Origin of the sequence: Candidatus Ornithobacterium hominis, assembly GCF_900538215.1 — a bacterium.
GTDB lineage: Bacteria > Bacteroidota > Bacteroidia > Flavobacteriales > Weeksellaceae > Ornithobacterium > Ornithobacterium hominis.
In genome coordinates this window covers 119,218-134,728 of the sequence record NZ_UNSD01000005.1, presented here as the reverse complement: position 1 = coordinate 134,728, position 15,511 = coordinate 119,218, and the positions used below count along the sequence as shown (strand labels likewise).

14 protein-coding genes are annotated in these 15,511 nt (G+C 35.4%); 6 read left to right on the top strand and 8 right to left on the bottom strand.

Annotation, left to right across the window (positions count from 1 at the left end):
* Positions 1 to 23 precede the first annotated feature (23 nt).
* Genes D5J18_RS05705 through D5J18_RS05695 form a run of 3 tightly spaced genes read right to left on the bottom strand, consistent with a single transcriptional unit; the run spans position 24 to position 3,417 of the window.
* Entirely contained in the window at positions 24 to 470 is a 447-nt protein-coding gene (locus D5J18_RS05705; RefSeq protein WP_119058054.1) for a hypothetical protein, read from the bottom strand.
* Positions 470 to 847, bottom strand: coding sequence for a RidA family protein (locus D5J18_RS05700; protein ID WP_119058053.1), 378 nt, complete (start codon positions 845 to 847; stop codon positions 470 to 472). Before D5J18_RS05700 ends, D5J18_RS05705 begins: the two co-directional genes overlap by 1 nt.
* Before the next feature lie 2 nt (positions 848 to 849).
* Positions 850 to 3,417 (bottom strand): putative LPS assembly protein LptD, encoded by a 2,568-nt coding sequence (locus D5J18_RS05695; RefSeq protein ID WP_133298109.1) that lies wholly within the window; start codon positions 3,415 to 3,417, stop codon positions 850 to 852.
* Between the two features lie 111 nt (positions 3,418 to 3,528).
* Between D5J18_RS05695 and D5J18_RS05690 the strand changes: the two genes are divergently transcribed.
* From D5J18_RS05690 to D5J18_RS05675, 4 genes are all read left to right on the top strand, one after another.
* Positions 3,529 to 4,869 (top strand): N-acetylmuramoyl-L-alanine amidase, encoded by a 1,341-nt coding sequence (locus tag D5J18_RS05690; protein WP_260377553.1) that lies wholly within the window; start codon positions 3,529 to 3,531, stop codon positions 4,867 to 4,869.
* Between the two features lie 145 nt (positions 4,870 to 5,014).
* Complete coding sequence (locus D5J18_RS05685) at positions 5,015 to 5,992, top strand: MlaD family protein (RefSeq protein WP_165844968.1); 978 nt, start codon at positions 5,015 to 5,017, stop codon at positions 5,990 to 5,992.
* Positions 5,993 to 6,021: 29 nt separating this feature from the next.
* On the top strand, positions 6,022 to 7,335 hold the full coding sequence (locus D5J18_RS05680) for a 4Fe-4S dicluster domain-containing protein (protein WP_119058049.1): 1,314 nt from the start codon (positions 6,022 to 6,024) through the stop codon (positions 7,333 to 7,335).
* A 67-nt stretch (positions 7,336 to 7,402) separates the two neighbouring features.
* Entirely contained in the window at positions 7,403 to 9,208 is a 1,806-nt protein-coding gene (locus D5J18_RS05675; protein WP_119058048.1) for a hypothetical protein, read from the top strand.
* Here D5J18_RS05675 and D5J18_RS05670 read toward each other — a convergent pair.
* Complete coding sequence (locus D5J18_RS05670; RefSeq protein ID WP_119058047.1) at positions 9,203 to 9,691, bottom strand: TrmH family RNA methyltransferase; 489 nt, start codon at positions 9,689 to 9,691, stop codon at positions 9,203 to 9,205. The two genes, D5J18_RS05675 and D5J18_RS05670, sit on opposite strands and share 6 nt — an antisense overlap.
* Positions 9,692 to 9,777: 86 nt before the next feature.
* On the opposite strand from D5J18_RS05670, the gene D5J18_RS05665 reads away from it, so the two are divergent.
* Together D5J18_RS05665 and hisE are read left to right on the top strand one after the other, a co-directional pair.
* Positions 9,778 to 11,859, top strand: coding sequence for a S9 family peptidase (locus D5J18_RS05665; RefSeq protein WP_260377552.1), 2,082 nt, complete (start codon positions 9,778 to 9,780; stop codon positions 11,857 to 11,859).
* Positions 11,860 to 12,193: 334 nt separating this feature from the next.
* Positions 12,194 to 12,490 (top strand): phosphoribosyl-ATP diphosphatase, encoded by a 297-nt coding sequence (gene hisE, locus D5J18_RS05660; RefSeq protein ID WP_119058045.1) that lies wholly within the window; start codon positions 12,194 to 12,196, stop codon positions 12,488 to 12,490.
* Positions 12,491 to 12,554: 64 nt separating this feature from the next.
* Here the strand turns inward: hisE and truB are convergent, their stop codons facing one another.
* Genes truB through D5J18_RS05640 form a run of 4 tightly spaced genes read right to left on the bottom strand, consistent with a single transcriptional unit; the run spans position 12,555 to position 15,246 of the window.
* Positions 12,555 to 13,250, bottom strand: a complete 696-nt coding sequence (gene truB, locus D5J18_RS05655; RefSeq protein ID WP_119058044.1) for a tRNA pseudouridine(55) synthase TruB — start codon at positions 13,248 to 13,250, stop codon at positions 12,555 to 12,557.
* Positions 13,251 to 14,066: an undecaprenyl-diphosphate phosphatase gene (locus D5J18_RS05650; protein ID WP_119058043.1), complete on the bottom strand. Its 816-nt coding sequence runs from the start codon at positions 14,064 to 14,066 to the stop codon at positions 13,251 to 13,253. It abuts the gene before it with no gap.
* Entirely contained in the window at positions 14,063 to 14,353 is a 291-nt protein-coding gene (locus D5J18_RS05645; protein WP_375730848.1) for a DUF3098 domain-containing protein, read from the bottom strand. The genes D5J18_RS05650 and D5J18_RS05645 overlap by 4 nt, the downstream gene beginning before the upstream one ends.
* The gene (locus tag D5J18_RS05640; protein WP_119058042.1) at positions 14,350 to 15,246 is read right to left on the bottom strand and encodes a cell division protein FtsX; all 897 of its coding nucleotides are present in this window, start codon (positions 15,244 to 15,246) and stop codon (positions 14,350 to 14,352) included. Before D5J18_RS05640 ends, D5J18_RS05645 begins: the two co-directional genes overlap by 4 nt.
* Between the last annotated feature and the right edge of the window lie 265 nt (positions 15,247 to 15,511).

Genomic DNA, 15,511 nt, shown 5'->3' with positions numbered 1-15,511 from the left:
TTTTTTTAAGGCTTAAAAAATTTTCATAAAATTTTATTTCTTTTTTGAATTTCATCTACCGCTTTTCCACCTAACCAAGAGAATGGGAAAAACACAAACAAAAGGCTGATGAAGTACCAGGTAGGATGCTGATTTATAAAGAAGTAGTCCAACACTGCAATTCCAAATAAAATAAACCCAATAAGCATGGCATAGGCTTGCTTGGCTTGCGGAACAAACATGGCTGTGCCCACTCCGCCTACAATCGAACCGATGCCGTAAGCGATGAGCAATGCGATGAAGAAGTTGGGCGGCGCCTGAGCTACGACGTCTTTCCAATAGAGGAAGATGTCGCTTTTTGTCTGTATTTCTATATTGTTAAGCTCATCAAACCATTGCTTATTTGCAGTGGCACCTAATAGAATGATTGTCATTGCTATACTAAGTCCAATTAAAATGGCTAAAGTATTTTTTATAAGATTTTCAGTCATTACGCTACGGCTATTAGAGATATTTCTACCAAAACGTCTTTGGGCAAACGGCTGACTTCTACTGTTTCCCGTGCTGGTAAATGTTTTGAATCGAAGTAGTCTCCATAAACCTCATTGACTACAGCAAAATCATTCATATCCTTCAGGAAGATACTGCATTTGATGACTTTGCTGAACGCTGAGCCTGCTTCAGCCAAGATGGCTTTTAGGTTTTCCATTACTTGTTGCGTTTGCTCTTTAACATTGCCTGAAACTAAAGTATTTGTTTCGGGATGAAAAGGAATCTGGCCAGAAATGTACAAAATCCCGTTGGCTATAACTGCTTGGCTGTATGGCCCGACGGCTTGTGGTGCTTGTTTTGTTGAAATGTATTTCATCTTTAAAAATCACTTAAATTAGTATTAAAATTTCGCTCTTCGTATTTAAGCGCATCGCTCAAGAAATTCGCTTTAATGCCGACAAAAAAGTTCCATGTTTTATATTGCCCAAAAGGTACCATGCTGAAATTGATATTGAAACTGCGTAAATCACGATTAAAGTTTATTGTGGTGTAGGATACCTTCCCTGTTTGCAAATCAAAGTTGGTGTTGGCAGAAATGCGCCAGTATGGCGTCGGTGAAATGGTTCCATTCAGATTAAGAGATGTTGACTTTCGTGTTTTGCCAGCACCCGTCCTAGATACGTTGTGCGTAATGCCAAAGTTGACATTCCAAGGCATTAGAAATTGTGCATAATCATTTTTATCAAAATAATACACGTCTTGCCGTACACGCCCTCGCCTGTCAAAATCCATTTTTCTCTCGCCAAAAGTGCTATTACCTATGCTATAACTCGTATTGAAATTGTAGTTAGAAATTGTAAAGCCACCAATTTGATTTACTAGTAGACCGTTGGGATTTGCATTGTTGACTATCATTCGGTAAGGGTTGATGGTTGCCCCGTAATTTAGCGTCATTTTATTGTCTAAAATTCGTGTAGCTCCTCGCATTGATATTGGAGATAATTTCATGCTATCGCTGGCAAAGTTATAACTGGCATTGATGTTTAAATAATCAAATATTTTAATTTTTTTCACAGAAGTTGAGTCATTTCTTGATCTAACTTTAAGTTCTAAATTATTGTCTAAACTAAAGTTTAAGCTTTGGCTTAAACCTCTTGAAGGCCCGCCATAGATGCCGTTGCTAAATCTAGAATACATGATTTCATTTCCTTCTTTATCTATGTAATTGGAATAGTACCCCCAGAAATCTTTAGAAAAATCTGGCGTGAAACTAAATCCTATGCTGGGGGTAATAACATGGCGAATCGCTTTGATTAATTTGTTATCTTCATTAGTCCCAAAATTCAGCTGACCGTATAGTGTGGTTTGCGTATTGGTTGAAATATTAAAAACTCGAAATGTATTGAATCCATTCACTTCTTCATCTATAACTTTATCTTGAGCATTGTCATAATATCTTCTCAGGCTCTTTAATGACCAAACTTCTCTATAGCCCGCAGAAAAATTGAGCGGGAAGTAATTGAAAATCGTTGTGCCTGTATTGATGTTTATAACGTGTTCTGCTCCGTTTTTCATATTATCAAACATTTTTTTACCAAAAAAATCTTCGTCGTTGGTATAAATTGTATTAGATAAATTGAAATTATAAGAAAAATTTAAATTCTGAAAAAGACCTTTTTTCGTTCCCGTGCGTGGTGCAAACGGGTAAATACGGTTCATGTTTAATGTAAATTGCGGTAAATTGAGCGTCACAGGATTGGCTTGGTCCCTGCTTGCATTCATTTGCTGAGAATGCCGTAAAGTCATGGAAGCAGAGAAAGGTGTTCCTGGCCAAGTTTTATTAAGAGAAATAGACGAACTGGTAGTGTTGGTTAAAATATCACCATTTAATGAGTTAAGATTATTGATACTATTTCGGTAATATTTACTACTGCTGAAGTTAACATTGGCTGCAAAACGAAAGTTAGGGTTGGCTTTTGTATCTTGTGAATGACTCCAGTAGACTCGATAAATTTTACCTGTGGAATAAGAGGGCAAACCTTTGATTCCTGTCACTCTTTTCTCCCAATCTAAACGAAAGTTTCCTAGGAATTTATATCTTTTTTTGTATTGTGAGACGGCGTGCAGTCCATAACTTCCTTTGGTATAAATATCTCCAGTCAAGCTCAAGTCCATATAATCGCCAAGTGGCAAATAAATCCCAGCACCTTCTATATAGAAGCCCACACTTTCTCTCTCACCAAAACTAGGCATGAGCAAGCCTGTGCTACGGTCTGTCCCTAAAGGTAGGTAGGAAAATGGTAAAACCAATGGAGTGGTGACGTTATATATTTTCATCACAATAGGGCCAGTAACAACACGCCTTGTCTCACCTTGAATTAGTTTCGCAACACGTGTTTGCAGGTGGTAGTCTGCTACACTATCTTTTTTGCTAATGAAATATTCATCTGTCGTGTACGCAACATTTTTCATTCCAGAAACGCTATCGCTGTATTGGCGCACAATCTCAGCTACTACGACACCTTGGTCTCCACCCATAGACTCTTCCGTACGCACATTAAAAGCCTTTCCTTTTTTTGTCTTCACATTGTACACAAAGCTATTGTATTCAACTTTCTTTCCATTTTGTGTAAAGATGCTAGGCTCCACTATTTTACCTGTACTATCTTTTTTTCCAATAGCATAGATATTACCGCTATCCCACATCATTTTGATGTAATCTGCTTCAATTTTCAAATCTGTATAAGTGACTACGGCATTTTTTAATAATAGTGTGAATCGTTCTTTCGCATTTTGGTATTGCTCATCAGAAGTAGATTCTACGACATCCAAAAAACCATTCCTCTGGGGAATTGTATCTGTAGCAATCGTATCCAGAATAGCCTTACCGGGATTATTTCCAGCAATTGAATCTTGGGTTTGTGATTTTGTAAAATCCCAAATCAATAAGAAAATTATAACAATAATTTTGTATTTGACCTTGTACTTCAATTTCTTTTAATTATTATTTTTGTGAGAAATTTTGACAAAAATACTAAAATAAATGCCTGGATGAATATGAAAAAGAAAAACGTATTAAAAAAATCATTCATTGTACTGCTGATAGCTCTGATAAATCCTATCTTGGCACAGGATTTAAAGAAAGAATTTGTTTTAGTTTTAGATGCAGGACATGGTGGGCATGATTCAGGCGCTGCCGGAGTGGCCGATGTTGAAAAAAACATAACTTTAGATATTGTATTAGAGCTAGGCAAACTTATCAAGAAAAACTTTGATGATGTAAAAGTTATTTACACACGAGAGGACGACACGTTTGTGACTCTGGCTGGTCGCGCTGATATAGCCAATCGAAATCATGCAGATTTCTTTATTTCAGTGCACTGCAACTCGGCTAGACCAACGGCATATGGGTCTGAAACCTTTGTTTTAGGAACTGAAGATCACCGCTCTAGTGCTAATTTAAACGTCGTGAAAAAAGAAAATTCCGTTATTTTATTGGAAGAAAATCATGAAGAAAGATATTCAAATTTTGACCCCAATAAACCCGAATCTCTGATTGGTTTGACTTTGATGCAAAATGTGCATTTGAGTAACTCTTTACTTTTCGCAAAAGCTGTAGAGGATAATTTCATCAATAAAGATAAAAGGCTAAGCCGTGGTGTAAAACAAGCTGGTTTCGTGGTTTTATGGCGTACGGCAACTCCTTCTGTTTTGATAGAGGTTGGATTCATTAGCAACCCTGCCGAGGGGAAATACCTAGCGAGTAAAGAGGGGAAAAAAAACTCAGCTGAATCAATTTTCAATGCATTTAAATATTATAAAACGGAATGGGATAAACGGCAAAGAAATGAAATGGGGGCTAATGAACCACTAAAAAAAGTTACTGAAAAACCTAAAATTGAAAAACCAGTAGAAGATAAATATTTCAAAATTCAATTCCTCACCAGCAATAAGAAACTGCGTGCAAAATCCATTCAACTGAAAGGGCTAGACCCCGTAGAAGTTTTAGAAGAAAACGGCTTATACAAATATTTTTACGGTCAAACTTCTTTTATTTCCAAAAAAGAGGAACTTCTTAATTACGTCAAAAGAAAAGGCTTTCCTGATGCCTTTGTGGTTGAAGTTCCTATAAATACAAATGCTCAAGAAAAAGAAACTCAAGAGCAAAAAAACATCTACCGTATACAAATTCTCACTTCTAGCAAAAAATTCTCTGATAATGCACCTCAGCTGAAAGGGATTTCCCCCGTTGATGTATATGAAGAAAATAAGCTTTATCGCTACTACTATGGGTGGTTTTCTTCTGAAAACGAGGCCGAAAAAGAGTTGCCTAAGATTAAAAAAGCGGGATTTCAAGATGCTTTTATTGTAAAATTCATCAATGGAAAAAAAGAATGAAAATCTGTATTTACTCTAAATAGTTTTAAAATTTTTTAAGCCTTAAAAAATATAAGCAAAATAAGTGTAAATATTTCGCTAAAATTTAATCACATTCTGAATTTAAATTTATTTTTTTAATATCTTTGGCGTTAAATTTTTCAAATTGAAACTAACAAAAGAAGTAAAAATTGGTATCATAGCAGTTGTCGCTTTACTCAGTTTTTTTTGGGTATTTACTTTTTTACAAGGGAGAAATCTATTTACATCTGGTAGAGTTTTCTATGTAAAATACAGCAATGTAGATGGTCTATTAGCTACAAAACCTGTCAATATAAATGGTCTGAAAGTCGGAGCTGTAGAGGATATTGAAATCATAGAAGAACCTGATAGTCTTTACTTTGTAGTAAAAATGGTCATAAATCGAGATATTGACTTCTCTAAAAATACTGTTGCCGAAATCTATGAGCCAGGGCTGATGAAGGGTAAAATGATAAAATTAAACCTCAACTACAATGGCCCTAAAGCAAAAAGTGGAGACACATTGATTGCCGCTACCAATGAGTCATTAATGACTATGCTTTCAAACAAATTAAAACCCACACAAAATCGCCTAGATAGTGTGCTAATTACCTTGAACCATGCATTAGTTAATTACGGTGCTTTGGCTGATTCTACAACCAACCGAAGTTTGAAAACGGTACTTCTAAGCTTAGACCAATCCATCAAAGCGATAGAAGCTTCTGCTAAATCGGTTTCAGTTCTTTCTAAAAGTAGCGATAAGCTAATCGGTACGGTTAACAGTGAAATTTCAGGCTTAACTAAAACAGCTAATTCAGCCTTGGCTACCGCAGATAAAACTTTGGATAAATACGGAAAAGTTGCTGATAGAATTAACCAATCTGAAATTGACCAAACCTTAAAAAATTTAAATCTAGCCACCAATGATTTAAAATCTATCATCAATCGAATTGAAAACTCAGATGGTTCTTTGAATAAAATAATCAATGACCCTCACCTCTACAATAATTTAGAATCTACTTCACAGAAATTAGATATTTTAATCGAAGATTTACAAAAAAGACCCGACAGGTATTTGCAATTTTCTATTTTTGGTAAAAAAATAAAAGAACCAATAGAATGATTTTATTCTCATAATTTCTTAGCTCATCCATGTCTTATTTTTTTCAGTTTCTTTTTCTTATCACGTTCATTGGTGCTATTGCTTTTTTTGTCATTAACATCAAAAAAGTTATTAGAAACATTCATCTTGGGACAGGGAATCTACCACAAGACAATAAATCTATTCGCTGGAAAAAAATGGCTCGCATTGCCTTGGGGCAATCAAAAATGGTCGTTCGGCCAATTCCAGGGATTCTCCATATTTTGGTTTATTTAGGATTCATCATCATCAATATTGAAGTTTTAGAAATCATCATCGACGGAATCTTTGGCACCCATCGCATCTTTAGTTTCCTCGGTCTTTTTTATGATTTCTTAATTGGCAGTTTCGAAGTATTGGCGCTTATTGTCGTAGGGAGTGTTTTCATCTTTTGGTGTCGTAGAAATATTACAAAAGTCAAACGTTTTTTCAAAAAAGAAATGAATGGATGGCCCAAAGAAGATGGAAATATAATTCTTTACATCGAATTTATTTTAATGCTTCTATTTCTTACTATGAACGGAGCAGACTATTGGAATAATGCCAACCAAGGTTTAGAATTAGCTGGGAGCTTCCCCATCAGTCAACATTTATTTTCATTTTTTCAAGATTTTCATCCCTCTACTTTACATGTGATAGAACGTGGGATGTGGTGGCTTCACATTATTGGGATATTATTTTTCTTAAACTATCTTTATTATTCTAAACATTTTCACATTTTGAGCGCTTTTCCCAATGTTTGGTATTCTAAAATCTCCCCTAAGGCAAAGCTTGAGAATTTAGCCAGTGTCAAAAAGGAAGTTGAATTGATGATGAACCCCGAAGTAGACCCTTTTGCTGCTTCGCCCAATAATGAAAATCAAGCATCAGAAAAGTTCGGAGCACAAGATATTTTTGATTTAAATAAAGTCCAGCTACTAAACGCTTACTCCTGCACCGAGTGCGGCCGTTGCACAGCAGAATGCCCCGCAAACATTACAGGTAAACGATTATCTCCGCGAAAAATCATGATGGATACCCGAGATCGTATAGAAGAGGTTAGCAAAAATATAGATAGAAATGGTCAGTTCAAAGATGATAATAAAAAACTACTTGGCGACTACATTTCATCAGAAGAAATTTGGGCTTGCACCAGTTGCAATGCTTGCACAGAAGCTTGCCCCATTAGTATTGACCCTTTATCTATTATCATTAAGCTTCGCCAATTTTTAGTCATGGAAAAATCTGAGGCACCCATGGAAATTAATCTGATGATGCAAAACGTTGAAAATAAAGGTACTCCATGGCCATTCAACAATTCAGATCGCTTAAATTGGAATAATTAAAATTAAAAACACATTTTTGCATTAAAATTGTATATTTACCAGTCAAGTACCAGTCAAGTTTATCTTTATGAATTACCCACATAGTTTTTATATTCCCGTTATGGGCATCGGTTTCACGCTAGACAGCCCTCTCAAATTAGCTCCTTTCGGAATTGATTCTGTAATGTCGTTGAGCGATGATATGCTCATCGAGAAACTTAGAAAATTTTATTCTAAAAAATTTAATAAACCATTTCAGGCTGTAGAAGATAATCATGACGACCCTCGTGCTAAAAGAATTACACTTTATTTAGACCTGATTCATGATTTGGTGAATGAGAAAATTCAAGCTTTTCATCAATTCAATGAAGAAACAAAAACTGAAGTTTTTAAATATTTTGAACTTCTCCCCTCTTATTCTGAATTAAAGAAAAAATTCTCAGACTTGGATTTAATGAAAATTTCTAAAGAGGAAATTTCTCTTTGGCTAAAAGAGCATCTAAAATCTGGTAGCATTGACGTCAATGTCATGACAAAGCTGGATAAAATTAATTATAAAAAAAATAAAGCTTTGCCTGATGAATTCAACGATGCTCATGCCGCTGTACGTGGATTTGCCAAGAGTAAAGTACAGTCTAATTTAATTTTATCTGCTGGCATGAATCCCAAACTTTTTGGCTACATGGCAGAATTGGACGAGTTCTTCCCTGATGCTGAAGGAAATTTTAAAAAGAAAATTGTGCTAAAAGTAAGTGACTACCGTTCAGCCTTGATTCAAGGTAAATTTTTAGCTAAAAAAGGACTTTGGGTATCAGAATATCGCATCGAGTCTGGTTTGAACTGCGGCGGGCATGCTTTCGCTACCGACGGCTACTTGATAGGGCCTATTTTGGAAGAATTTAAAAACAATAGAATGTCTCTATCAGAGGAAATTAGAAAAGTTTTTGAGAAAGGCTTAGAAGAAGCAGGGAGAACCATTCCTCTGAACAAATTAGATTTTAAAATCACAGCACAAGGCGGCGTAGGAACCAATGAAGAACATGATTTCTTGAGAAATAATTACAACATCGATGCTGTGGGTTGGGGAACACCTTTTTTGCTTTGCCCAGAGGCATCTACCGTTGATGATGAAACTTTAGAAAAATTAGCACAAGCAAAAGAAGAAGATTTATATACAAGTGATATTTCACCTCTAGGAGTGCCATTCAATAATTTGAAAGGAAATACCAAAGATGTAGAAAAAGCTGATAGAATTGCGGCTGGCCGCCCAGGAAGTCCTTGCCCAAAAAAATACTTGGTTTCCAATACAGAATTTACCGAAAAAGCTATTTGTACCGCTTCTCGCCAATACCAAAGCAAAAAATTAGCAGCAATTGTTTCAGCTGAAAAAAATGAAGCTGAAATCACCAGTGAATATGCTAAAATTACCGAAAAGAGTTGCATTTGCGTTGGGCTGGGGACAAGCAGTCTGCTAAAGTATGATTTAGACTACAAGGTAGAAGGCCCAGGCGTATCCGTTTGCCCTGGCCCCAATATGGCTTATTATGACCACATTGTGAGCCTGAAAGAAATGGTGGGGCATGTCTATGGACGAAATAATGTCATGAATTTCCCCCACCGCCCGCATATGTTCATCAAAGAATTGCAATGCTATATAAAGCATCTGCACAAAGAAATTATAAAAAAAGGAAAAGAAATCTCTAAAAAAGATTTACGTTATTTTGATAAATACATGAAAAATCTCCACAGCGGAATCAGTTATTATGAAAACCTATTTCAAACTGTGAATCAGTATTTTTCAAATGTCAAAAATCAGTCCTTGGAGCAACTAAAAGAATATAAAGAGCAGCTACAACAAATAGAACTTGAACTGAGCGAAAAGGAGGTCTCATAATCTTAATTGATACAGTGCAATAGAAGTTGCTACTGCTACATTGTAACTACTGATGTTCCCATACATTTCCAAGTGCAGGTGAACATCAGTTTTATTTAATATCTCCTCAGGAATTCCACGCTTTTCATTTCCTACAAATAGCAAAATATTTTTTAAGGCTTTAAAATTTTCTATCGCTGAACTCTCATCAGTGTATTCTAACGCAGCCCATGTAAATTTTTCTCGTGGGAAATTTTCTTCTAAACTTTCTATACTATTTTTTTTAAGGCTTAGAAAATTTTCTGCATTTCTACTAATTTTCTTCAATTTATGAGTCGGGTAATTGCTCTCTCCCATTGTATAAACTTCAGCCACTCCACTAATTACAGCCGAACGCAATATCATGCCTACATTTTGTGTTTTCTCGATATTACACAGCACGAGAATAATTTCAAACTCTTTTTCTTTAATTCTAATTTCTTCATGATTCAATTGATGCAACATTTCCTCGATTTTTGTGTAAATTTGTGAAAATCTTATCAATGAAAAAAGGTATTTTTATTTTAATATTTTTAAGCTTTAAAATTTTTATGACAGCACAAGAATGGCCTGCGGTCAATCCGCCTGATGCAGAAAAGAAAAACCATCTGCGAGATATCCACGGTGAACAAGTCAACGACCCTTACTATTGGATGAATGCTTACTTCAAAAAAACAGCAGATAGCACACAAATCATTCAATATTTGGAAGAGGAAAATCGATACGTAGATCAAATGATGGCAGATACTCGAAATTTTCAACAAGTGCTTTTTGATGAAATGAAATCTCGCATCAAAGAGAAAGACGAAAGTGTGCCTGTTTTCAAAAACGGCTATTATTACTATTCTCGCACCGAAGATGGTGAGCAATATTTCAAATATTGTAGAAAAAAAGCTAGTCTTGATGCGCCAGAAGAAATTCTGCTCGACGTAGATGAAATGGCCAAAGGTAAAGCTTACTTTAGCGTGCGTGGTTTTTCTATTAGCCCTGATAATCATTGGCTTGCCTATGGTGTAGATGAAGTTTCTCGCCGCCAATATCAAATTTACTTCAAAGATTTAAAAACTGGAAAAGTTTACAATGATGGCATTAGCAACACGACTGGTTCTACCGTTTGGGCGAATGATAATCAAACCGTTTTTTACACTAAAAATAATGAAACGACATTGTTGACCGAGAACATTATGCGCCATCGTTTGGGTGAAGATGCGTCCAAAGATATTGTCGTTTACCACGAAGAAGATAATACCAATTACATCGGTGTTTATAAATCAAAGAACAATCAATATATTTTCATTCACTCATCAGCTACTACTTCTTCAGAAGAGAGATATTTAGATGCTAATGCACCGATGGATGAATTTAAAGTTTTTCAGCCTCGAATCAAAAATGTACTCTATAGCGTTGTACCTTTAGAAGATCGTTTTTTGGTATTGACTAATCAAAATGCCTTGAATTTCAAGCTCATGGAAACACCACTCCATGCCACCCGACAAGAAAATTGGAAAGCAATTATTCCGCATCGTGAAGACGTTTTGATAGAAAGTGTTGATGAATTCAAAAATTATTTAGTCATCACAGAACGTTTTAATGGTTTAATGCGTTTGGTCATCAAAAATCGCCAAACTGGGCAAGAGAAACTTTTATCTTTTGACGAGCCTACTTATTCAGTTTACACCACAGGCAACGCTGAGTATTTTACCGAAGAACTCCGTTTTGCTTACAATTCAATGGTAACCCCTGCCTCTATTTTTGAACAAAATATGCGTACAGGCAAAAGAAAATTACTGAAACAGCAAGAAGTCTTGGGTGATTTTGATAAAAACAATTACGCTTCAGAATATTTGTACGCTACCGCTAAAGACGGCACCAAAATCCCTATTTCTTTAGTCTATAGAAAAGGTTTAGAAAAAAATGGAAAAAATCCACTTTTACTTTACGGCTATGGCAGCTACGGAGCATCAATGGAGGCAACCTTCAGTTCTAGCCGATTAGCATTGCTCAACCGTGGCTTCATCTTTGCCATTGCACATATTCGTGGGGGCGAAGAAATGGGAAGACAATGGTACGAAGACGGGAAAATGATGAAGAAAATAAATACATTTACTGATTTCATCGATGCTGGTAAATTTTTAATTCAAGAAAAATTTACCTCCCCTCAGCATTTGTATGCACAGGGCGGTAGTGCTGGCGGATTGCTGATGGGGGCGGTCATCAATATGAAACCCAATATGTGGAACGGGATAATTGCTCAAGTTCCGTTTGTAGATGTGGTCAACACGATGCTAGACGAGGGCATCCCCCTCACAACCAATGAATATGACGAGTGGGGAAATCCCAATGAAAAAGTAGCTTATGACTACATGAAATCTTATTCGCCTTATGAAAATATAGAAAACAAATCTTACCCTAATTTATTAGTAACAACTGGTTTACACGACAGCCAAGTACAGTATTTTGAACCAGCAAAATGGGTAGCTAAATTGCGTGACCACCAGAAGGGCAAGAACGTTATCCTCTTCAAAACAGAGATGGATTATGGCCATGGCGGTGCTTCTGGTCGGTTTGATTACCTGAAAGATTTAGCCTTAGAATATGCTTTCTTATTCAAGCTAGAAGGAATTAAAAAATAATTTCTAAAGGCTTGAAAATTTTTAATAGAAAATCGGGTAAATAATTAGTTTACCCGTTTTTTTTAAGCTTTAGAAATTTTTATTAAACAACATAAAATACAATCAACTTTGCGGGGTTATTAGGACCTTTAACTTTTACATTTTTTTTAAAATTAGCATCGACTAAATTTTCAATTTTTAGCCTATTTTGAATTGGAAAACTATTAATTACTTCTAAAATATTTGACAAAAATATAAAAAATCTAAGCCTTAAAAAATATTTCAGATTCAGTATAGATTTGGATGGTATTTCTAATTATAAATTTTAAATTGCTTGCGTAAAATCGATTTTTCTATGTCAAAAAAATTTCCGTTTCTTAAAAAATTGGAACACCAAATGGAAGAAGCCAAGCTCAATGATTCTGAGTATAAACGGATTAGAAAAAAATACCGCTCTGGAGCTGCTCAAATTGCGAAAAAAATGGGTGAAGAAGCGGTAGAAATGGTCATCGCTTCTGGCGAAGAATCTGATGAAGATTTTTTGGAAGAATCTGCCGATGTATTATATTACTACTTACTGGCATTGCACAACAGAGGCTTTTCTCTACGCGATGTTTTATTAATTTTAAAAAATCGACATAAAGATGCTTAGGTTTCAACTTAGTATCCCTAAGTTTTTGGATGAAATTTTAAAATCTTAATTTTTTTGTATTTTTTTAAGGCTTGAAAAAATCTGGATCCAGCGGTGAATTATCTGATTTTTCTAAATTAAACTCTCCTGACTGTGTTCGGCAAAGTTGCGTCAAATAAGCTCCTGAATCTAGCGCCAAACCAATGTCATGAGCTAATGTACGAATGTAAGTTCCTTTCTCGCACACGACTTCAATTTCTAGAAAAGGCATTTCAAAATGGAGAATTTCGATGCGGTGAATATGGACTTCCCGTGGAGGAATTTCTACCTGCTCTCCTGCCCTTGCCAATTTGTAAACTCGTGTGCCATTAACTTTTATGGCTGAGTGCGCTGGTGGAATTTGAGTAATTTTTCCTTCAAAATTTTTTAAGGCTTTAGAAATTTTTTCTAAGGTAATATGTTTGACTGGGAATGTTTGATTTTCAGGTTGCTCGGTATCATAACTTTCAGTAGTGGCACCAAGCTTGAGTTTTGCTCGGTAGGTTTTAGTCTGCGACTGAAATTCGGTGATGCGTTTTGTGAATTTACCTACGCAAATAACTAGAACTCCCGTGGCTTTAGGATCAAGCGTGCCAGCGTGCCCAACTTTAAATTTCTTTAATTGATGAGCCTTACGGATGTTGTACCTGATTTTCTTCACAACATCAAAACTCGTCCAATCCAAGGGTTTATTGATAATGAAAACCTGCCCTTCTCTCAATTCGTCTAAACTGAATGCCATTTATTGAAATTGTGTGAAATAAATCAATAATATTATCCCAACAACGATACGATACCAGCCCCAGATTCTAAAACCGTATTTTTTTATCATCTCAATGAAAAATTTAATGGCAAATATGGATACAATGAAAGCTATTATATTCCCCATTAGAAATAAAATCATGTGCTGTTGGTCTGCGAATATCATCTCATAGCCTTTCACCATTGCTGTACCTTCACCCCATTTTTTTACAAAAATTGAATATACTGTCACAGCCAACATCGTCGGGACGGCTAAAAAAAAAGAAAATTCTGCTGCGGTCTCTCGATTTAGTTTTTGCTGCATACCTCCAATGATGGATGCCGCTGAGCGACTCGTGCCTGGCATCATGGCTAAACATTGCCAAAAGCCAATGGTGACGGCTTGTTTGATGCTCATCTCTGACTCACGGAAAGTCGTTGGTGTGTTAAAAAACTGGTCAATAAAAAGTAAAACTATTCCACCCAAAATTAAAACTATGGCAATCGGCACGGGATCTCCCATAATTTCCTCGATTAAATCATCAAATAAATAGCCAAAAACCAAAGCTGGGAGAACAGCCGTGGCTAACTTGATGTAAAAGTTTAATTTAGAGAAATCAAAAAACTTCTTCCAATAAAGGAAAACAACTGCTAGAATGGCTCCAAATTGAATGCTGACTTGGAACATTTTTACAAATTCATCTTCTTGAATTCCAAAAATGGAACTGGTGAAAATCATATGTGCCGTGGATGAAACAGGTAAATATTCCGTTAAACCTTCGATAATAGAAATGATGATTGCTTCTAAATAATTCATTGATTTTGTTTTCTTTTCAACAATCCATCAAAGGGATAAAGAATGGCTGCAATTTCTATCACAAATCCTAATAAAACTAGGAAAGGTGCTAAGCGAATTCTTCGCCAAGAAAATATATCTTCGTTCCAATAGTTAGGGTCAAAAGTACCATCAGGGCGAGTATTGGCATCGTGTCCTGTCATCAAAAAAAAGCCTAAAGCAATGACACAGAGACCTACCAACATTAAAAAATAATTTTGTTTACGAAATAAAAATTCGCTAGGTAAAGGTGTTTTTGGTTTCATCATGAGTAATAAAGTTGATCTGTTCTCAATTTCAAATATCGCCAAGAGGCTAAGAATGTACTGACTACGGCAATCAAAATCCCTACAGCTAAAATCCCAATGATAATCCAAATGAAGTCATTATGCCAAATGGATAAATGTAGCTTTGGTGCAGCATAATACCAAAGTATACCTAAGGCTAAAAGTGCTAGTATAGCACCCAAAAGTCCTAATAAAAAGCTTTGTATAACAAACGGTGCTATGATAAATCGACGTTTGGCTCCTACCAGTTGCATGGTTTTGATTGTGAATCTTTTTGCAAATATTTTAAGCCTTAAAGAATTATTAATCAAAACAATAGAAATAATCAAAAATACAGCTGCCAAGCCCACTAACCAGTAAATAATATTGTCTATCCGTTGATAAATTCCTGCTAAGCTAGAGGTATCGTTTACACTATCAATTATCTCATAACCAGAAATTATTTTTGTAATGCTATCAACTTGGGCACTGTCTACATACTGGGGTTTAATAGTCATTAAAACACTGGGCGGGAAGAGCCCTTCTTCGAATAAATCTACATCTTCTTTTTTGAGCCCCAATTGATTTTTAGCAATCGACAAAGCCTCTTGTTTATTCACATATTTTACTGATTTGATAAAGGCTCTTTGTCTCAGAGAATCTACAAAAGCTTGATGTGTTTCTTTTTCTTTGTCTATATCTCTTTGGTCTTTAGCTTCTTTGAAATAAGCTTCGATTTCAAATTGATTTTTGAGGTGTTCGGCATAGTCATTTGAATTAACTACAATAAGTCCAAATAAACCTAATAAAAACAAAACCAATGCAATACTTACTACCACGGTGATATTGGAAGACCGCAGGCGGCTTTGATACATTCGATCACTTGCTCTTGACATATTTCTGAAATTTGTTGCAATTTAAAAAAATATTCTTTCACATCAGAAGATTAACGTTTCTTAATATTTTCTGGCTTATAGAAGTTCTTAAATTTTAGTTAAATATTCTTTTTAGAAATTGTATTATGTCTTATTTTAAACAGGTTATTAAAAGATTATCAAAAAAGTAAGAATTATCATTTTTACTTTAAAAAAAGTCTATCATATTTGTAAACGTAATAAATTTATAAAAGTTAAATTTTTATGGGAGATTCAAGGCGAGCCG